Annotated in this window: 13 protein-coding genes; 5 read left to right on the top strand and 8 right to left on the bottom strand. The window is 74.3% G+C overall.

Annotated features, from left to right (window positions below; all coding sequences use genetic code 11):
• Positions 1-12 precede the first annotated feature (12 nt).
• The 3 genes from ACXET9_RS01020 to ACXET9_RS01010 are packed head-to-tail and all read right to left on the bottom strand — an operon-like array spanning position 13 to position 3640.
• Positions 13-681, bottom strand: a complete 669-nt coding sequence (locus tag ACXET9_RS01020) for a DUF1003 domain-containing protein (RefSeq protein ID WP_457884026.1) — start codon at positions 679-681, stop codon at positions 13-15.
• Positions 682-683: 2 nt separating this feature from the next.
• Positions 684-2012 carry a magnesium transporter MgtE N-terminal domain-containing protein gene (locus ACXET9_RS01015; protein WP_457884024.1) on the bottom strand — a complete coding sequence of 443 codons (1329 nt, stop codon included), beginning with the start codon at positions 2010-2012 and terminating at the stop codon, positions 684-686.
• A complete protein-coding gene (locus tag ACXET9_RS01010; RefSeq protein ID WP_457884022.1) occupies positions 2009-3640 on the bottom strand; it encodes an aminopeptidase P family protein in 1632 nt (543 codons plus the stop codon). Before ACXET9_RS01010 ends, ACXET9_RS01015 begins: the two co-directional genes overlap by 4 nt.
• A 37-nt stretch (positions 3641-3677) precedes the next feature.
• Here ACXET9_RS01010 and ACXET9_RS01005 point away from each other — a divergent pair, with 37 nt between their 5' ends.
• Positions 3678-4538 carry a PHP domain-containing protein gene (locus ACXET9_RS01005; RefSeq protein ID WP_457884021.1) on the top strand — a complete coding sequence of 287 codons (861 nt, stop codon included), beginning with the start codon at positions 3678-3680 and terminating at the stop codon, positions 4536-4538.
• Positions 4535-5161, top strand: coding sequence for a MarC family protein (locus ACXET9_RS01000; RefSeq protein WP_457884019.1), 627 nt, complete (start codon positions 4535-4537; stop codon positions 5159-5161). The genes ACXET9_RS01005 and ACXET9_RS01000 overlap by 4 nt, the downstream gene beginning before the upstream one ends.
• A 327-nt stretch (positions 5162-5488) precedes the next feature.
• Here ACXET9_RS01000 and ACXET9_RS00995 read toward each other — a convergent pair whose 3' ends face one another.
• From ACXET9_RS00995 to ACXET9_RS00980, 4 genes are read right to left on the bottom strand one after another with little or no spacing between them, the layout of a single operon-like run.
• On the bottom strand, positions 5489-7423 hold the full coding sequence (locus ACXET9_RS00995) for a DEAD/DEAH box helicase (RefSeq protein ID WP_457884017.1): 1935 nt from the start codon (positions 7421-7423) through the stop codon (positions 5489-5491).
• A 38-nt stretch (positions 7424-7461) separates the two neighbouring features.
• Positions 7462-9360: a metallophosphoesterase gene (locus ACXET9_RS00990; protein ID WP_457884015.1), complete on the bottom strand. Its 1899-nt coding sequence runs from the start codon at positions 9358-9360 to the stop codon at positions 7462-7464.
• Between the two features lie 15 nt (positions 9361-9375).
• Entirely contained in the window at positions 9376-9597 is a 222-nt protein-coding gene (locus ACXET9_RS00985) for a DUF3107 domain-containing protein (protein ID WP_457884013.1), read from the bottom strand.
• A 58-nt stretch (positions 9598-9655) separates the two neighbouring features.
• Positions 9656-10249, bottom strand: coding sequence for a TetR/AcrR family transcriptional regulator (locus ACXET9_RS00980; RefSeq protein ID WP_457884011.1), 594 nt, complete (start codon positions 10247-10249; stop codon positions 9656-9658).
• Positions 10250-10373: 124 nt separating this feature from the next.
• Between ACXET9_RS00980 and ACXET9_RS00975 the strand changes: the two genes are divergently transcribed.
• Positions 10374-13736: a PD-(D/E)XK nuclease family protein gene (locus ACXET9_RS00975; RefSeq protein ID WP_457884009.1), complete on the top strand. Its 3363-nt coding sequence runs from the start codon at positions 10374-10376 to the stop codon at positions 13734-13736.
• A gap of 83 nt (positions 13737-13819) precedes the next feature.
• On the top strand, positions 13820-17206 hold the full coding sequence (locus ACXET9_RS00970) for an ATP-dependent helicase (protein ID WP_457884008.1): 3387 nt from the start codon (positions 13820-13822) through the stop codon (positions 17204-17206).
• Between the two features lie 93 nt (positions 17207-17299).
• Here the strand turns inward: ACXET9_RS00970 and ACXET9_RS00965 are convergent, their stop codons facing one another.
• Complete coding sequence (locus ACXET9_RS00965) at positions 17300-18262, bottom strand: phosphotransferase (protein WP_457884006.1); 963 nt, start codon at positions 18260-18262, stop codon at positions 17300-17302.
• A gap of 40 nt (positions 18263-18302) precedes the next feature.
• On the opposite strand from ACXET9_RS00965, the gene nudC reads away from it, so the two are divergent.
• Positions 18303-19214 (top strand): NAD(+) diphosphatase, encoded by a 912-nt coding sequence (gene nudC / locus ACXET9_RS00960; RefSeq protein ID WP_457884004.1) that lies wholly within the window; start codon positions 18303-18305, stop codon positions 19212-19214.
• Positions 19215-19251: the final 37 nt, after the last annotated feature.

The raw sequence follows: 19251 nt of genomic DNA, 5'->3' as shown, positions 1-19251 counted from the left end.
GCGCGCTGGTGCTCACGTCTCCTGCGTCTCCTTCCGGTGGTGCGCCTCGCCGACGGCGAGGGCGGCGGCGATCTCCTCGCGGATGATCGCCCTGAGGGTCTCGGGGGCCAGCTGGCCGACGGAGACGGAGGCGGGGGCGGGGGCGGGAGTGCTCCCCGCTCGGTCCGCCGATCTGTCCGCCGGGCGGTCCCCGAGGACCGCGTCGTCGAGATCCTCCGCGAGGTCGCGCAGCTCGCCGCGCACGAAGTCGCGGGTCGCGACCTCGTTCAGGGCCAGGCGCAGCGAGGCGATCTCGCGGGTGATGAAGTCCGTGGTGGCATGGTTGCGCTCGTTGGACTGGCGGTCCTGCTCGGCCTGCACGCGGTCGCGGTCGTCCTGACGGTTCTGCGCGAGCAGCAGCAGCGGCGCGGCATAGGACGCCTGCAGCGAGAGGATCAGCGTCAGGAGCGTGAAGTTCGTGGCCCGCGGATCGAACTGCGCGCGCTCGGGCATCATCGTGTTCCACGTCAGCCAGATGGCGCAGAACAGGGTCATCCCGACGAGGAAGCCGGGCGTGCCCATGAGGCGCGCGAAGCCCTCGGCGCCGCGGCCGAAGGCGTCGCCGGCGAAGGGATTGGGGATCCGGCCGCGCCCGCGGCGGGGCGCCGGATCGTCGAGCCCGGGGGCGTTGCGCTCGGCCATGCCTACTCCTCCTTCCGCGTGCGGGCCTCGCGCGCGGTCGCGCGGGCGATCTCCGACAGGTCGATCTGGCCGGTGGTCGGCGCGGGCTCGTCCTGCTCGCGCCAGTCGTCGGGCAGGACATGGTCGAGCACGTCGTCGACGGTGACCGCGCCGAGGAGCCGGCCCTCCTCGTCGACCACCGGGATGGAGACCAGGTTGTAGGTCGCCATCTCGCGGGTGACCTGGGAGAGCGGAGCCGTGGGCTCCAGGGTCACGCGGTCCGCGTCGATGATCTCGCCGACGGATCGGTCGGGTCTCTCGCGCAGCAGCTGCTGGAAGTGGACGATCCCCAGCAGACGACCGGTCGGCGTCTCGAGCGGGGAGCGGCACACATGCACCGTCGAGGCGAGCGCCGCGTGCAGCTCCTCGCGGCTGATCATCGCCAGGCACAGGGCGACCGAGGTCTCCGGGGCCACGATCAGCGGCTCCGTGGTCATCAGGCCACCAGCAGTGTACTCGTCGTAGGCGAGGAGGCGTCGGACGTCCTCCGCCTCCTCGGGCTCCATCAGCTCCAGCAGCTGCACGGCGACGGGCTCGGGGAGCTCCTGGACGAGGTCCGCGGCGTCGTCGGGGTCCATCGCGTCGAGGACCTCGGCGGCCCGCTCCGAGGACAGACCGGTGACGAGCTCGACGCGGATGTCCTCGGGCAGCTCCTCGAGCACGTCGGCGAGGCGCTCGTCGTCGAGCTCGACGGCGAGCTCCACCCGGCGCTTGGGATCGAGCTCCTGGAGCATCTCGGCGAGATCCGCGGGGTTGAGATCCTGGTACGAGGCGGCGAGCAGGTGCGCGGACTGCTCCGCCTGCGTGCCGTACAGACCGGTGACCTCGGAGGGCCGCACGGTGAGGGTCTCCCCGCGGGAGACCAGGCGGGAGAAGGAGCCCGGGCGCCGACGGCGCAGGTGCAGGCGGGAGATCTCCCAGTCCCGGTGGCGGTCCTGGTCCAGGGCGATGTCCACGACGGTCGCCTCGCCGGAGCCGTCATGGAGGGTGACCGCACGGTCCAGGAGGTCGCCGATCACCAGCAGCTCGCCGCTGCGCTTCTCGAAGCGGCGCACGTTCAGCAGGCCCGAGGAGATGACCTGGCCTGGGGAGATCGCCGTGACCCGCGTGATGGGCAGGAACACCCGCCGCTTCCCGGGGACCTCCACCACGAAGCCGACCGCGCGGGCGCTCCCGCGCGGCTGCGGCATCACGACGACGTCGCGCAGCTTCGCCACCGCATCGCCCAGAGGGTCGAAGACGGAGGTTCCGGCGAGGCGGGCGGCGTAGAAGCGCGGGGCGGAGGTGCTCACCCCCTCAGACTAGCGATCCAGGCCTCGACGTCGACGGCCCGCCGAGGGGCGGCCTGCGAGAGGTTCTCCACGCCGTCGGCGGTCACGAGCACGTCGTCCTCGATGCGGACGCCGATCCCGCGCAGCTCCTCGGGGGCGAGCAGGTCGTTCTGCTTGAAGTACAGGCCCGGCTCGATCGTGAAGACCATGCCGGGGACGAGCTCGGCGTCGAGGTACATCTCGCGCCGCGCCTGCGCGCAGTCATGCACGTCCAGGCCCAGATGATGGCTGGTGCCATGGACCATCCAGCGCCGATGCCATTGGTTGTCCGGGTGGAGGGACTCCTCGGCAGTCCCCGGCAGCAGACCCCAGTCGGCCAGATGACGGGCGACCACATCCATCGCCGTCGCATGCAGGTCGCGGAACCGGATCCCCGGACGTGCGATGGCGAAGACCGCGTCGGAGGCCTCCAGGACGGCGTCGTAGACCTTCCGCTGGGCGGGGGAGAAGGTGCCCGAGACGGGGATCGTGCGGGTGATGTCCGCGGTGTAGAGCGAGTCGATCTCGACGCCCGCGTCGACCAGCACCAGCTCGCCCTCGCTCACAGCGCCGTCGTTGCGGATCCAGTGGAGGGTGCAGGCGTGGTCGCCGGCGGCGGCGATCGTGTCGTAGCCGACGCCGTTGCCGTCGGCGCGGGCGGTGCGCGCGAACGCGCCCTCGATGATGCGCTCGCCGCGCTCATGGCCGACGGCCTCCGGCAGGGCGCGCACGACCTCGGCGAAGCCGCGCAGGGTCGCTGCGACGGCCTCGCGCATCTGCTCGACCTCGAACTCGTCCTTGACCAGGCGCTGCTCGCTCGCGGCCTCCTTGAAGCGCGCGGACTCCTCCGCGGTCTCCGGGGCATCGGCGCCGGGCAGGCCGTTCTGCGCGCGGATCTCGCCGACCATCGCCTCGACCGCCGCGTCCACGCCGGGCATGATCGTGAGCGACAGCTGCGCGCCGACGTCCTTGGCGAGATGGTCGCGCAGCTCGTCGATGTGGCGCACCGGGATGCCGAGGCGCTGGCCGGCCTCGGCGAGGGTCGGGCGACGGCCCACCCACATCTCCCCGTAGCGGGAATCGGCGAAGAACTCGTCGGAGTCGAAGCCGGCGCGGGGCCGGAAGAAGTACGTCGCCTCGGACCGTGCAGGATCCTCCGCGGAGGGCTCGACGACGAGCACGCTGTCGGGCTCCTCGTCGGTGCCCAGCCCTGAGTAGTACGCGAACGCCGTGTCCGGACGGAAGGGATAGTCGGTGTCGTTCGAGCGCACCTTCAGCACGCCCGCCGGGAGCACCAGACGGGTCGCGGGGACGGCGGTGACGAGCGCGTCCCGTCGGGCGGGGGTGAAGCGGGTCGCCGGCAGCGGATCGGCGTCGGGGACGGTCTCGTCCCAGCCCGAGGCGATGAACTCGCGGAAGGCGGCGCTCGTCGGACGCTGCGAACGGGTGTCGCCGCGAGAGGCGAGCTCCTCGGCGGTGCTGCGGGTGCTCGCGCCGTCCGGGGCGGAGGCGGTGCCCGCGGCGGGGGCGGTGTCCGCGGCCGGGGCGCCGTCCGAGGCGGAGTCGGCGCGGGGGGTGCTGTCGGTGCTGTCGGTGCGCTCGGTGTTCACCCGTCGATCGTCCCACACCGCGGACTACCCTGGAGGCATGACCGCACGCATCGACCTGCACGCCCACACCACCTGGTCGGACGGCACCGTCGATGTGGCGGCGCTGTTCCGACGGGCCCGCACCGCCCGCCTCGACGCGCTCGCGCTGACCGACCACGACACCGTCGAGGGCTGGGCCGAGCTGCCGTCGGCCGTCCGAGCGAGCGGCGTCGCCGCCGTGCCCGGCATCGAGGTCTCCTGCGAGCACGGACGACTGAGCGTGCACGTGCTTGCGCTCCTCGTCGACCCATCGCCCGCCACCGGCCTCGCCCGCGAGCTGGAGCGTTCCCGGCGCTCCCGCGAGGAGCGCGCCCGCAGGATGGTCGAGCTCATCGCCGCCGACCACCCGCTCAGCTGGGACGCCGTGCTCGAGCAGGTCGCGGGGGAGACCACCGTCATCGGCCGGCCGCACATCGCCGACGCCCTCGTCCAGGCCGGTGTCGTCGCCGATCGCACCGAGGCGTTCGCCGGGATGCTCGCCGCCTCCGGCCCCTACTACGTGCGGCACTACGCGCCCGAGCCGGCGGCCGCCGTCCGCGCGATCCGCGAGGCCGGCGGCGTCGCGATCGTCGCGCACCCGGGGTCGGTCACCCGCGAGGGGAGCCTGCCGACGGACCTCCTGGGACGGATGATCGACGCCGGGCTCGACGGCATCGAGGTCGACCATCGCGAGCACGACCGCGGGACGCGCGAGCGGTTGCGCACCTTCGCCGAGGAGCACGATCTCCTGGTCACCGGGGGCAGCGACTACCATGGCGCCGGCAAACCCAACCGGCTCGGAGAGAACCTCACGCAGCCGGACGTCCTGGACGCGATCACCCGTCGCGCCACGAGCAGCACCGAGGTCATCACCCCGTGAACCTGGTCGACCTGAGCTTCCTCACGGGAGCGTTCGTCACCCTCTTCGTCATCATCGACCCGCCGGGCACCGTCCCCATCTTCCTGTCGCTGACGAGCACCATGACCGCGAAGCAGCGGTCCCGCGCCGCGCTCGTCGCCGTCGGCGTGGCCGTCCTGATCATCGCGGTGTTCGCGCTGTTCGGGAAGTTCATCCTCGCGTACATGAGCATCTCCCTGCCCGCGCTGCAGTTCTCCGGCGGCCTGCTCCTGCTCATCGTCGCCCTGCAGCTGCTGGCGGGCAAGGAGGGCGAGATGGCCGCGAGCAGCGGCGTGAACGTCGCCCTCGTCCCCCTCGGCACCCCGCTGCTCGGCGGACCCGGCGCGATCGTCGCGATGATGCTCTTCGTCGAGCAGACCGGGGGCCAGCCCGCGAGGATCAGCGCCCTGGTGATCGCGACCGTGCTGCTCGCCCTCAGCATGTATCTGGCCATGCGCTTCGCCGCGGTCATCGCGAAGGTCCTCGGCCAGGGCGGCGTCACCCTCGTCACCCGCATCTCCGGCGTCCTGCTCGCCGCGATCAGCACGCAGATGATCTTCGACGCGATCCACTCCTTCCTCGTGAGCTGGAATTTGGTCGGCTGATCCGGCCGGCCGGCCGGCCGGCTGGCGGGCCGGTCGGTCGGCCGACTGCCGACTGCCGCGTGCCGGCGCTCCCGCTGGCCCTCGCTGCCCTCGCCGCCGTGGCGGGTCGACAGTGTCGACTCACGTTCCATTTGGGGCCTTTTTTGGCTCGCCAGGCGACAGTGTCGACCTCCTATGTCTGGGGAGCGGCGTGTTCACCGTCTGACGGGGTCGGTCCCGGGTACGGGCCCACCGACCGGACGCACTACGGCCCCGGTCGGAGCGATGCTCCGGCCGGGGCCGTCGTGGATGCTGCGAGGGACGCTGTGGCCAGTCCCCTTGCGAGGGTCAGTCTTCCTGCGGGGCCGATCCGCCGTTCGTGCTGGCGCCGCGTCCGCGGCCGCCGCGCGAGCGGGAGCGCCGAGGGCGATCGCCCTCGGTGGACGAGGACGCGGCGGACGAGGACTCAGCGGACGCGGTCGAGGACGTGGCGGCGGGCGCGGATCCCCGGCTGCCGTCTGCCGACGAGGCGCTCCGGGACGAGGCATCCCCCGCAGGCCGAGCCGACGAGCGCTCCTCGGTGGACTCGCCCTGGACGCGCCGCGTGCGCGTACGCGTGCGCGAGCGCTGGCGACGGGGCCGGTCCGAGGATCCGGACGTGCTGGAGGAGCCCGGACGATCGCCATCCTGCGACGATGCAGAGGTCCCGGCCGACGAAGCGGTCCCGGCCGAGCCGGCGGATCCCGCCTGGTCCCCCGAACGCGCGCCGCGGGTCGAGCGCTCGCCGCCGCGACCGCCGGTATCGCCACGGCTGCCGCGACCGCCGGCATCGCCCCGGCCGCCACGGCCGCCGCTCTCACCACGGTTGCCACGGCCCCCGCGACCGCCGTTCTCCCCGCGGCCCCCGCGGGAGCGCTCGCGCTCCCGATCGCGCGGGCCCTCGGGACCGCCGAGGTCCTCGATCTCCTCGGCGTCGAGGCCTTCGCGGGTGCGCCGCTCCCGGGGGAGCGTGCCCTTCGTGCCCTCGGGGATGTCGAGCTCGGTGTACAGGTGCTCGGAGGTCGAGTAGGTCTCGACGGCCTCGGTCGACTCCAGCCCCAGCTGACGGGCGATGAGGGCCCAGCGCGCGAGATCCTCCCAGTCCACGAAGGTGATCGCGGTGCCCTTCTTGCCCGCGCGGCCGGTGCGGCCGGTGCGGTGGAGGTAGGTCTTGTCGTCGTCGGGGCAGTTCCAGTTGATGACGTGCGTGACGTCGTCGACGTCGATGCCGCGGGCGGCGACGTCGGTCGCGACGAGGACGTCGACCTTGCCGTGGCGGAAGGCCCGCAGGGCCTGCTCGCGGGCGCCCTGGCCGAGGTCGCCGTGGAGCGGCGCGGCCGCGAAGCCGCGGTCCATGAGGTCGTGGGCGACCTTGTCGGCCTGGCGCTTGGTCCGCATGAAGACGACCGTGAGACCGCGGCCGCGAGCCTGCAGGATGCGGGCCAGCACCTCGATCTTGTCGAGCTGGTGCGCACGGTAGACGACCTGCTTGATGTCGGCCTTGGTGCGGGACTCGTCGCCCGGGTCGTGGGCGCGGATGTGGGTGGGACGGCTCATGAAGCGGCGCGCGAGAGCCAGGATCGGCCCGGGCATGGTGGCCGAGAAGAGCATCGTCTGGCGCTTCTCCGGCACGGCGCGCAGCAGCTTCTCGATGTCCTCGAGGAAGCCCAGGTCGAGCATCTCGTCGGCCTCGTCGAGCACGGCGACGCGCACCTGGGAGAGGTCCAGGTGCTTCTGGCGCATGAGATCGATGAGGCGGCCGGGAGTGCCGACGACGACCTCGACGCCCTTCTCGAGGGCCTCGATCTGGGGTTCGTAGGCGCGGCCGCCGTAGACGGTGAGGATCCGGACGGGGCGCTGCGCGGACGCGTCCTGGAGGTCCTCGGCGACCTGCACGGCGAGCTCGCGGGTGGGCAGCACGACGAGGGCCTGCGGCTTGCCGATCTGGCGATCCTCGGGATTGGGCTCGCCGGGGGCGATCGCCGCCTGGAGCACGGGGATGCCGAAGCCGAGCGTCTTGCCGGTGCCCGTCTTCGCCTGGCCGATGATGTCCCGGCCCTTCAGGGCGACGGGCAGCGTCATCGCCTGGATCGGGAAAGGGTGGAGGATGCCCTTCGCGGCGAGCGCGTCGACGATGTCGGAGCGGACGTCGAAGTCGGCGAAGGTCTGCTGGGGGCCGGAGCTCTGCTCGACGGCGGTGGAGGCCGACACGGCCTCCGCGGTGTGCGGGATGGTTTCAGGCACCGTATCAACTCTCTGGTCATGGATGTGCTCCCTCGAGTCTAGCCCTCGCCGCCGTCGCTGACCTCGGGAAGGGGGGAAGAGGGATCGGTGGGGGTGACGCGGTCCTCGTCGGGCACGCTCTCGCCCTCGTCGACCTCGAGCTCCGTGGGGATCGGGGCCTCGGGGGTCTCGGCGCCGTCCGGGATCTCGAGCACGGGCTCCTCGCTGGGCATCGAGGTGCGCTTGATCGAGACGGAGACGAGGCCGAGCCCGCCCATGACGATGTCGTCGTAGGCGACGAGGCGGCCGGTGGCGCGGTCGAAGTAGAGCATCCGTGCGGTCAGCTCGAGCGGGTCCTCGCCCTGGAGGACGGGGGCGACGCCGCCGGAGGCGAGGGCGCCGCCGGTCGAGCCGACGGTGAACCAGTCGGTGCCGGAGCCGTCGCGATCGAGCTCGACGTTCGAGGTGTGCATGTGGCCGGAGAGGACGAGCGGGACGCGGCCCTCGAGGCCCTCGGGCTGGGTGGGGTCGTGGATGAGGGCGAGGTCGACGTCGTCGTCGGGGTGCGCCTCGTCCCATGCGGTGATGGTGTCGCCGAGCTGGAAGGCGGTCGCGGCGACCGCCTCCTTGCCCGCGGTCCAGCCGGTGGTGTCGGAGTCGTCGTCGGCCGCGAAGCGGGGGTCGCCGATGCCGGCGATCGTCAGGCCCTCCACCTCGACGACCTGGTTGTCCAGGACGATCGCGTTGTCCTGGGCGGCGATCGCGGCGGCCGTGGCGGCGCCGTCGTGGTTGCCCATGATGTAGACGTACGGGACGTCGAGGTCGCCGATCGCGGTGAGCTGGTCGTGCTCGAACTGCGTGCCCCAGGAGACGATGTCGCCGGTGTCGATGACGAGGTCGATCGCGAACTGCTGCTCGAGCTGATCGATGACGTCGAAGGCCTGGGGGTTGTCGTGGATGTCCGAGACGTGCAGGACCGTGATGATCTGCGTCTGGTCCAGGCCCACGGGCAGGGAGTCGGCGGCGATGTACAGGGCGGAGACCTGCGAGACGAACTCGGCGAGGGTCGCCCGGTAGCTGGTGTAGTCGGCGAGGGTCGAGCTGCCGAGGTCGGCGATGTAGGTGGCCTGGGAGAGGAGGCCGTCGAAGGTCGGTTCGTAGAGCGCCTGCGGTCGGAAGGTCGCCGAGGTGGTGACCGCGCCGACGGCGACGACGGCGACGGTGCCGCCGGCGGCGATGAGGGATCGTCGCAGCCGTCGGAAGGTCATCGCGACGGCGAGGCCCGCACCGGCGGCGGCGAAGAGCGCGTTGAGCAGAGCGTTCTGGGCGGCCGCGGCGGTGATCGCCTCCGGGGCCGTCGCCTCGAGCTCGGCGAGGGCGTCGTCGGAGTACAGCAGCGTGTTCGCGGCCTCGATGTCCACGTTCTTCACCCGCGCCTCGATGCGGACGGGTGCGGTGTGGGTGTCGAAGACGACCTCGCCGACGGGAGGCAGCAGGATCGCCGTCTCCGAGTGGAGGGAGGGGCGCAGGTGGATGGTCGCGGTCAGCGGACCGATGTCGACCGAGGTGGCGGGGACCAGGAGGATGCCGACGATCGCTCCCAGCAGCCCGACCAGGGCGGTGGTGCTGGCATGGGCGAAGCGGAGGCGTCGCATGCGTCGTCGGCGGCGCCGGGCGCGGTCGCGCGCCTGCGTCTCCTCGTCGGCAGGATCCGTCGTTGCGGCGGGCGCCGACGCCTCTGCGTCGTCCGACGTCTCGGCGTCGTCCGATGTCTCTGCGTCGTCCGATGCGTCGGCGGAGTGAGCGCCGTCGGCCGGTTCCGGGGCCGGGGTCGGCTCCGGCCCGTCGGCCCGTGCGGGGCCGTCCTGCGGGTCGGGACGCGCGGAGCGCCCCGGGTCCCGGGCGAGCTCGGGGCGATCCGTGCTCGAGGGGTCCTCGGGGCGCTCTGCGTCCGTCACGATGGCGTGCGGGTCTCAGCCCAGGAAGCCGACGCGACGCGGCTCCTGGTTGTCGACCTCCGCATAGGAGACCTTCGCGCCGGGGATCAGGACCGTGCGGCCCTTGGCATCGCGCAGCGTCACCGGCGCGCCGGACTCGACCGCCTGGGAGAGGGACTCCAGGACGGCGTCCGCCGACTCCTCGGACTCGATGACGATCTCGCGGGGGGAGTGCTGGATGCCGATACGGATCTCCATGACCTGCGCCTGCCTTCTTCCGCCGGGGCGGATGTGCGTTTCTCGGACGGCCGGGAGTCTACCGGCCGGAGGCTGCGCCGTGCAGAGGCTCGAAGGCCAGCAGGCCGCCGACGGCGAGCGTCGTGATCGTCGAGAGGATCTCCTCGTGCTCCTCCTCGGATTCGGCCTCCTGCAGCATCTTCGCGGTCGCGCGGGTGAGGCCGATCAGCGCCCGGCCGATCGCGCGCGCCTGCGACTCGTCGAGGACGCGGAACGTGGAGAGGACCCCGGCGAGCTCGATCCCCATCTCGTCGAGCACCCCGCGCAGCTTCTGCGCGATGGCCTGCGAGACGCCCTCCTCCCCGGTGAACAGCTGCAGCGCGCCGTACAGGCCCACGAGCTCGTCGAAGCGGGAGAGGCCGTGCCGGACGCGGGCGACCGTATCGCCCTCGACGTCGGCGATCGAGCGGACCTCCGCGATGAGCGAGGCGCCGGTGATGTCGACGACCTCGCCGAAGAGGTCCTCCTTGGAGGCGAAGTGCTGGTACAGCACGGGCTTGGTCACGCCGGCGGCGCGTGCGATGTCGTCCATGGAGGTGGACTGGTAGCCCCGCTCGGTGAAGACCTGGGTCGCGAGCTCGAGGAGCTGGGCGCGGCGTTCGGTGCGCGGCATCCGAATCGTGGGAGACATGGGTGGGTGCCCTCCGGGAAAGAAGTGATCTGGGACACTCTACCGTTGATTCACCGCACGTCCTGACGGCATGGGCGTCGGACGCATGGGGTGGAATGGAGCGACCATGGAGCACCGTACAGCCCTTCGACTGCTGGGTCCCGATCTCGGCGCCCTGCCCGCCGTGCGCAGGCCGGAGTCCCTGCGCGCGCCCCAGCGGCGCGCGCTCGAGGCGCTGAGCGCGGGCCGGGACGTCCTCGTGCACGGCGCCCCCCGCAGCGGTCGGACCGCGCTCGCGCTCGCGGCGGCGGCCGACGCCGGCGAGGGCGCGCTGCTGCTCTCGCCCCGACGCTCGTCGGCCGCGCGGCTGCGCGACGCCCTCGGCGTCACCGGCTCGCGCGCCCGGGCGATCACCCCGGCGGCGCTGGGGTTCGCGCTCGTGCGTCAGGACGCCGTCTCCCGCGGGCTCGGCGAGCCCGCGCTCGTCACGGGCGCCGACCAGGACTCGCTGATCGCCGAGCTCATCGCCGCGCGCGACGCCGCGGGAGAGCCCTGGCACCTCGAGGTCGATGCCGCGGCGCGCGTGCTGCCCGGATTCCGCACCGAGCTGCGCGACCTCATCACGCGCGCCGCCGAGCTGGGGCTGGGGCCGCAGGAGCTCGAGCGGCTGGGCCTCCGGCGCGGCCGACCGGCCTGGCGGGACGCCGCCGCGCTGCTGCGCGACTATCTCGGCGTGCTCGATCTGGAGGCGGCGACCGCGCTCGACGCCGGACCGCGGCTGGACAGCGGTGCGATCGTGCGCCGCGGCGCGGCCCTGCTCGAGAGCGGAGCCGTGGAGGCGCCGGCGGCCGTGATCGTGGTCGACGACGCGCAGGACCTCACGACCGCCGGCGTCGCGCTCGTGCTCGCCCTCGCGCACTCCGGCGCCCGCGTGCTGGCGACCGCCTGCCCCGACGAGGCCGTGGACACCTTCCGCGGTGCGGTCCCCGATGCCGCGGCCCGGCTCCGCGCAGGCCTGCAGAGCCCGGAGGAGGTCGTCCTGCCCGCAGCGCCCTCGCCCGTGCTGCAGGCGCTGCGCGCCCGTCTCCCGCTCGCGGGCGCCCCGGCCGAGGTCCGTCGGCCCGGTGCACCGGCCGACGCCGCGGCCGACGACCCCGCCGGGCCCGCGGCCGACGACCCCGCCGGCCCGGGGGCCGAGGAGGCGACCGGCCCGGCAGGCGATCGTGCGGCCGGGGCGCCGTCCGTCGTCGTGCTGCGGGCCGACGACGCGCTCGAGGAGGCCCGGCTGATCGGGGCGGCCCTGCGCGATCTGCATCACCGCGAAGGCATCGGCTACGACGAGATGGCGGTGATCTGCCGGTCCGGCGGCGCCGTCGAGCAGGTCGCCGACCTCCTCGCCCGGACGGGGCTGCCCGTCCGCGTCCCGCGGCGCCTGCGTCCGCTGCGGGAGGAGTCCGTGGTCGACGATCTCCTCGCGGTGATCGAGATCGGCCTGGGCGAGGCGCGGCTCGATCCGCTGCGGGCCCTCGAGCTGCTCCGCGGTCCCTTCGGCGATGCGGACGCCCTTCGGCTGCGTCGGATCCGTCGGCGCCTGCTGGCCGCGCAGCCCCTCGATGCGCCGAGCCCGAGCAGCGAGGAGCTCCTCGCGCGCGCCCTGGTCGAGGAGCAGGTCCCGGGACTGCCGGCGCCCGACGAGCGCGACCGCGCCTCCGCTCCCGTGCACCGTCTGCGGGGGATGATCGCCGCCGTGCGCGCCCAGCCCGCCGGTGCGGGGGTCCAGGAGGTGCTCTGGGCGGCCTGGGACGCGGCCGGTCTCGCCGGGGGCTGGCGACGCGCCGCGCTGGGAGCGCCCGGCGATGTGGACGGGGCGAGGGCGCGTCTCGCCGCCGCACGGCTGGATGCGCTGATGGCGCTGTTCGCCGCCGCCGAGCGCCTCGCCGACCGTCGGCCGGGAGCCGGGCCGCTGGACCTCGTCGAGCAGGTGCGGGCGCAGGCGGTGGTCGAGGACACGCTGGCCGCAGGGGCGGAGCCGCGCGGACGCCTCGCCGTGCTCACCCCCGCGCAGATCGCCGGGGAGGATCGCGACACCGTCGTGCTGGCACGCGTCCAGGAGGGCCTGTGGCCGGATCTGCGCCTGCGCTCCACCCTGTTCGGTGCGGCCGAGCTCTCGCTGCTGGCCTCGAGCGCCGAGGGGGAGGACCTCCCGCGGGACCCCGAGGCCCTGCGCGCCGTGCAGCGCCGCCAGGTGGTCGACGACGAGCTGCGCCTCGCGGTCTCCGCGATCTCGCGGGCCCGTCGGAACGTCCTGGTCACCGCTGTCGACGATGCGGAGCTGGTCCCCTCGGCCCTCGTCGACGCGATCGAGACGGCGATCGCCCGGGAGAGCGCGGCCGATGGCGCGGACGGCCCGGCCGTCGAGCCCTGGCTCGACATCGAGCACCTGCGCGCCGACCCCGGGCCCGCCCCCGACGTCCGGCGGCTCGTGTCCGCCCTGCGTCGCCGGCTCCGCGGCGAGGGGCGGGAACAGGCGGGCGCCGCCGACGGCGCTGCGCTCGCCGATCGCGCTGCGCGTGCCGACGGTGCTGCGCTCGCCGACGGTGCCGCGCGCGACGCCGCGCTCGCGCTGACCGCGCTCGCCGGGGCGGGCGCTCCGGGCGCCGACCCGGCCCGCTGGTACCACCAGCGGCCCTCGTCCGACGTGCCCCTGCAGGAGGCCGACAGCGAGATCGCCCTGTCCCCGTCGGCGCTCGAGCGCGCGGACGACTGCCCGCGCGCCTGGCTGATGGAGCGCGCCGGCGGCACCCGCAGCTCCGGGCCCGCGCAGGTCATCGGCACCGCGCTGCACCGGATCGCCCAGGAGAATCCGCGCGGCGCGGAGGACCCCGAGGTCGTCGAGGACCTCCTCGCGCAGCTGCACGCCCTGCTGCGCGGCGTGCCGGGCCTGGCCACCTGGTCGGGTCGGCGCCGGGTCGCCCGCGCCGAGGACGCCGCCCGGCTCCTCGCCCAGCACCTCGCCCGCGCCGCCGGGGAGCCGCTCGCGATCGAGGAGCCCTTCGTCGTCTCCCTCGGGCGCGTGCGGCTGCGCGGCACGATCGACCGGATCGAGGGCGATGCCGGCGGAGTGCGGGTCGTGGACCTCAAGACCGGTCGCAGCGCCAAGACCGCGAAGGCCGCCGAGACCGATCTCCAGCTGGCCGCCTACCAGGCCGCCGTGCGGGAGGGGGCGCTCGACGGCGCCCTCGGGGAGGACGCCCGCGATCGCCTCGGCGGGGCGGAGCTCGTCTACGTCGGGACCGGGGGGAAGAAGGCGTCCGTCCGCACCCAGGGCGCCCTCGACCATGCGGAGAACCCGCGCTGGTTCGACGAGCTCGTCGAGCGCGTCGCCGGCGAGGTGTCCGGTCGGCAGGTGGTCGCCCGCATCAACGCGCACTGCAGCCGCTGCGGCGTGCGCTCCTCCTGCCCCCTCCAGTCCGAAGGAGCCCAGCTGTGAGCTCTCCGTCCTCGCCAGCGCCGTCCTCGCCAGCGCCGTCCCCGTCGTCCCCGTCTTCACCAGTGCCGTCGTCCCCGTCGGCGGTGTCGGACGCGTCCGACCGGCCTCGCTTCAGCGCCCGCGAGCTCGCGGAGCTGCTGGGCCAGCCGTCCCCGACGCCCGAGCAGCAGGCCGTGATCGAGGCGCCGCTGACCCCGATGCTGGTCGTCGCCGGCGCCGGCTCCGGGAAGACCGAGACCATGGCCTCGCGCGTCGTCTGGCTGATCGCCAACGGGATCGTCGAGCCGCGGCATGTGCTCGGGCTGACCTTCACCCGCAAGGCCGCCAACGAGCTCGCCGAGCGCATCGGGGCGCGCCTGCGGACCCTCGCCGGGGCGCTCCGCTCCGAAGGGCTCCCGCTGCCGCCCGGGCTCGAGCGGGGCGGGGACGAGCTCGTGGGCCAGCGGCCGACGGTCGCCACCTACAACGGCTTCGCCCTCGACCTCGTGCGCGAGCACGCCCTCGCGATCGGCCTGGACCCGGAGCTGACGATGATGTCGGCCTCGGCGTCCTGGCAGCTCGCGCACACCCTCGTGGAGTCCAGCGACGACTCCCTCGACCTCGAGGCCTCGCCGGCGACGCTCACCGCGGCGCTCATCTCGCTGACCTCCTCGCTCTCCGACCATCTGGTCTCCCCGGCGCAGCTCGCGGACCACCTGCGGGAGATCCGCGACCATCTCGCCGGGATCCCCCTGCAGGCCGAGGGGCGCCGCCGCACCACGCCGCGGAAGGTCGCCTCCGTGCTCGACGCCCTCGAGTCGCGGCTGGCGCTGGTGCCGCTGGTCGAGCGCTTCGCCGCCGAGCGGTCCGCCCGGGCCGCCCTCGACTTCGCCGACCAGATCGCCCTGGCCGCACGCATCGCGCAGGAGGTCCCGCGCGCGGCGGCCGACGCCCGCAGCCGGCACCGGGTCGTGCTGCTCGACGAGTTCCAGGACACCTCCGTCGCGCAGCTGCGGATGCTCGCCGACCTCTTCGGCCCCGGCCATGCCGCCTGCGCCGTCGGCGACCCGCAGCAGGCGATTTACGGATGGCGCGGCGCCTCCAGCGCCTCGCTCGGCGGGTTCGCGACCGCCTTCGCGACCGCGGAGCAGCCGGTGCTGCAGCGCACCCTGTCGACCTCCTGGCGCAACGACCAGGCCGTCCTCGCGATCGCCAACCGTCTCGCGGGCCCGCTGCGGGCCGGCGCGGGCGGCGTGAGCATCCCCGAGCTCGCCGCGCGCCCGGGCGCCGGGGAAGGAGCCGTGGAGTCCTACGAGGCCTCCGACGAGCGCACGGAGGCACGCGCGATCGCCCGCTGGGTCCTCGCCCGCCGCGCGGAGGCCGACGACGGGGAGATCCCGAGCGCGGCCGTCCTCGTCCGTGCCCGGCGCCAGATCCCGGCCCTCGTCGAGGGGCTCGAGGCCGAAGGGCTGACGGCCGACGTCGTCGGCCTCGGCGGTCTCCTGCACCGTCCCGAGGTCGCCGACGTGCGGGCGCTGCTGACCTGCGCCCACGACCCCGGCCGCGGCGACGCCCTGATGCGGCTGCTCACCGGTCCGCGCTTCCGCCTGGGCGCTCGCGACCTGGCGGTCCTCGGGCGCTGGCGGGACCGGATGGCCTCCCGGGTGCGCCGCGCCCGAGGCACCGCCCCGGCCGTCCCGCCGGAGGGGCGGAGCGCCGAGCCGCCCGTCGGTTCCGACGTCGGAACCGTCGTCGGAACCGATGCCGGTCCCGCCGTCGGCCCCGCGCGGGGACCGGACGAGGCGGAGGAGGTGACCCTGCTCGATGCCGTCGACGACCTCCCGCCGACCGACTGGGACGACGGAACCGGGCGCACGCTCAGCGCGACCGCGCGCGAGCGCCTGCTGGACCTCCAGCAGATGCTGCGGGAGATGCGACGCCTGCTGCCGCTGCCGCTGCCCGATCTCGTCACCGCCGCCGTCCGCACCCTCGAGATCGACCTCGCGCTGCTCGAACGGGCCTCCGGACCCGGCGCGCTCGCCGACCTCGAGGCCCTGCGCGACCATGCCGCCGCGTTCGACCGCACCGCCCAGCGCGGCGGTCTCGGCGCCTACCTCGACCTGCTCGAGATCAGCGAGGACGAGGAGGCCGGCCTCTCCGTCCGCGCCGCCGCCGGCGCCTCGCCCGACGCCGATCCCGCCGCCGTCACCATCGTGACCATGCACTCGGCCAAGGGCCTCGAATGGGATCTGGTGGCCGTCGCCGGGCTCACCGAGGGGACCGTCCCCTCCTACGATCTGCGTCGCGCGAAGGTCGACGAGGCCGGGCGCGTGCGGGTGCCCGACAGCGGCTGGCTCGGTCCGCTGGCCACGGCCTCCGTGCCCACCGCGCTGCGGGGCGACGCCGACACCCTGCCCGAGCTGGCCTGGGCGGAGGCCGACACGCAGGTCGACGCGGAGGGCCTCATCGAGGAGTACCACCTCGAGCAGGGGGAGGAGTCGCTGCGCGAGGACCGCCGGCTCATGTACGTCGCGGTGACCCGGGCCAAGCGCCGGCTGCTGCTGACCTCCGCCGCCTGGCGCGCCGGGCTGTCCTCGGCGCGGCCCCGCTCCCGCTATCTCGCCGAGGTCGCCGATCTCGTGCCCGAGCGCTTCCGCACGATCGAGGAGGTCCCCGAGGCCAATCCGCTGGAGACCTCCCGCGAGATCGCCTGGTGGCCCCCCGCTCCCGGCGCCGAGGAGGACGCCCGCGATCGCGCCGCGGCCCTCCTCGAGCGCGCGGAGGACGGGGCGCTCGGCGACGCGATCGCCGATCCGGCCCTCGCGACGATCCTCGAGCGGGCCCTCGCGGACCTCGCGGACCAGCAGGCGACCCCGGCGGTGCACTCGCCGCCGCGGCTGTCGGCCTCCCAGGTGGTCCAGCAGGCGCAGGATCCCGTCGGCGCCGCCATGGACCTGCTGCGACCGCTGCCGCGGCGGCCCTCCCCGGCGGCCGCCCGCGGCACCGCCTTCCACGCCTGGCTGGAGTCGCGCTTCGGATCCGTCGCGCTGTTCGACCTCGAGGACCTCGTCGACGACTCCTTCGAGGACGAGGCGCCGGACGCCGACGACCTCGCGCTCCGCGATGCCTTCGCCGCCTCGGACTGGGCGGACCGCCGACCGCTCGCCGTCGAGCACCCCGTGGCCACGCAGCTGGGATCGATCGCCGTGCGGGGCGTCATCGACGCCGTGTTCTCGGATCCCGAGGGCGGGGACGGCAGCGAGGGCGTCGTGGTCGTCGACTGGAAGACGGGGCGGATGCCCCCGCCCGCGCAGCTGCGCGAGCGCTCCCTGCAGCTGTCGATCTACCGGCTCGCCTGGCATGAGGCGACCGGGCTCCCGCTCGAGAGGATCCGCACGGCCTTCCACTATGTGGGGGAGGGGCGCACCCATGAGGTGCGCGAGCATCCCTCGCGCGAGCAGATCGAGAGGATGCTGATCCCCGGCGGCTGATCCTCGGCGGCTGATCGTCGTCGGCCGGTCCTCGGGGCCCACGGTCGGGGCCGACAGTCGGGACGGCTCTCGGGGCCGCGCCCCGGGGCGGGATCACTCCTGCGCGCTGAGCTCCTCGTAGGTGCGCTCGGCCTCATCGCGCGCGATCTGCGCGAGATCCTGGTCCAGGTCGGAGATCATGCCGCGAGCGTCGGCCGCGATGTCGGCGTCCTCGGTGTCGAGGCCGTGGAGCAGCCACTCGCAGACCGCGAACTCGCCGAGGGCCTGGGCCCGCTCGAGGAGCCGCGGATGCGGGGCCGTCGGCAGCTCCTCGCGGTACGCGCCGTAGAGCTCGTCGAACTGCTCGGGCTCGAGGGAGGAGATCAGCCAGGCGAGGTCGCCGGCCGGATCGGCGACCTTCGCCGAGGACCAGTCGCGCACCGCGCTGATCGCGTCCTCCGCGATGAACAGGGACTCCTCGGAGAGATCGCCGTGGACGAACTGGGGCGGGAAGTCCCAGAGGTCGGCATCCGTGAGGAGAGCCTCCCAGCGCTGGGCGACCGCCGTGGGGAGATGGCCCCCGGCACGGGCCCGGTCGACGCGGCCGCGATGCTCGGCATGCAGCGCCTCCGCGGTGAAGCACTCCACCCCCGCGGACTCGGCGGCATAGCGGGGCACCGTGTGGATGCGTGCGAGCACGCGGCCGAGCGAGCGCGCGAGCGTCGCCGACGCCTGCAGGTCATCGAGCATCAGCGGTCGCCCGGCGGGAGCGAGGGTGACGGCGGAGCGCCCGCCCTCGGAGAGCCTCACGAAGCCCAGGACGGGCGGGATCACCGCGCGCAGGGGCGTGCCGCCGAGCGCATCGGCGACGGCGAGATCGCGCTCCAGGCGCACGCCGGCCGCGGTCGTGGCAGGAGAGAGCACCAGCACCCGACGGCCGTCCTCGCCGACGATCCCGGCCGCGTCGAGGTCGTCGACGGGCAGGACGATCGGCGTCGTGCGCACGGGGACCAGCCCCGGGACCGCAGCGGCGGCGAGGGCTGCCAGGGAGTAGGAGTTGCGATGCACGGGATCCACCGTACCCGCCGATCCTCCGGGCGCCGCGTAGGCTCGGACCATGGCGACGTTCCGCGGCCCGCATCTGGGCGCCCTCCCCACCTTCGCTGGATCCGACCGGGCGGCGCACGAGCGCTCCGACCCCGCGGCGCTCGCCCCGGGGAGCGACGCCCGCTATCTCGCCACCCGAGCCGGCGCCGCCGCCGTCGCGGAGGACGAGCAGGGTGCGCTGCGGCTCGTCCTCGAGCCCGAGCTCCCTCGCGGTGAGGGGCTGGTCCCCGTGCTGCTCGGCCGACGGGACGGCCTGCGGATCATCGGCGTGGAGGTCCCCGAGCCGAGCGCCGAGCTCGACGATCCCGGCCGCGACCTGCGCGACCTGCGCCGCGTGGCGGAGCACCTCCCGCCTGAGGACGCCGAGATCGCGCTGACCGCCGTCGCGATGGGCTCCTGGCACCGCTCCATGCGACGCTGCCCGCAGTGCGGAGCCCCGTTGGACCCGGAGCTCGCGGGCTGGGTGCTGCGCTGCCGCGAGGACTCCTCCGAGCACTTCCCGCGCACCGATCCGGCCGTGATCATGGCGGTGCGCGACGAGCACGACCGGCTGCTGCTCGCGCGCAACGCGCACTTCCCGCCCGGCTTCCACTCCGTGCTCGCCGGCTTCCTCGAACCGGGGGAGACGCTCGAGGCGGCGGTCGTGCGGGAGGTCGCCGAGGAGGTCGGCGTCGTCGTCGACGAGGTCGAGTACGTCGGCAGCCAGCCCTGGCCGTTCCCGCGCTCCCTCATGGTCGGCTACCGCGCCTGGGCGTCGAGCGCCGACGCGCTGCGCCTGCAGGAGGACGAGATCGCCGAGGCCCGCTGGTTCACCCGCGAGGAGCTCGACGCCGAGGTCGCTGCGGGGAGGGTCGCGCTGCCCGGATCCGCCTCCCTCGGCCATGCGCTCATCGAGGACTGGCGCCGCGGCGCGGACGGCTGAGCGGACCCGCGCCGTCGGCGTCCTCCCGTCGGCTTCC

Source organism: Brachybacterium netajii (SeqCode) (assembly GCF_054114245.1).
Note: the sequence above shows the minus strand (reverse complement) of the source record. Positions and strands in the feature narration are given on the sequence as shown.

Bases quoted from the DNA above. Each gene is read 5' to 3' on its own strand.
- ACXET9_RS01020 (WP_457884026.1), bottom strand. From the start codon at position 681: ATGGCCGAGCGCAACGCCCCCGGGCTCGACGATCCGGCGCCCCGCCGC.
- ACXET9_RS00985 (WP_457884013.1), bottom strand. From the start codon at position 9,597: ATGGAGATCCGTATCGGCATCCAGCACTCCCCCCGCGAGATCGTCATC.
- ACXET9_RS00980 (WP_457884011.1), bottom strand. From the start codon at position 10,249: ATGCCGCGCACCGAACGCCGCGCCCAGCTCCTCGAGCTCGCGACCCAG.
- ACXET9_RS01005 (WP_457884021.1), top strand. From the start codon at position 3,678: ATGACCGCACGCATCGACCTGCACGCCCACACCACCTGGTCGGACGGC.
- ACXET9_RS00975 (WP_457884009.1), top strand. From the start codon at position 10,374: ATGGAGCACCGTACAGCCCTTCGACTGCTGGGTCCCGATCTCGGCGCC.
- nudC (WP_457884004.1), top strand. From the start codon at position 18,303: ATGGCGACGTTCCGCGGCCCGCATCTGGGCGCCCTCCCCACCTTCGCT.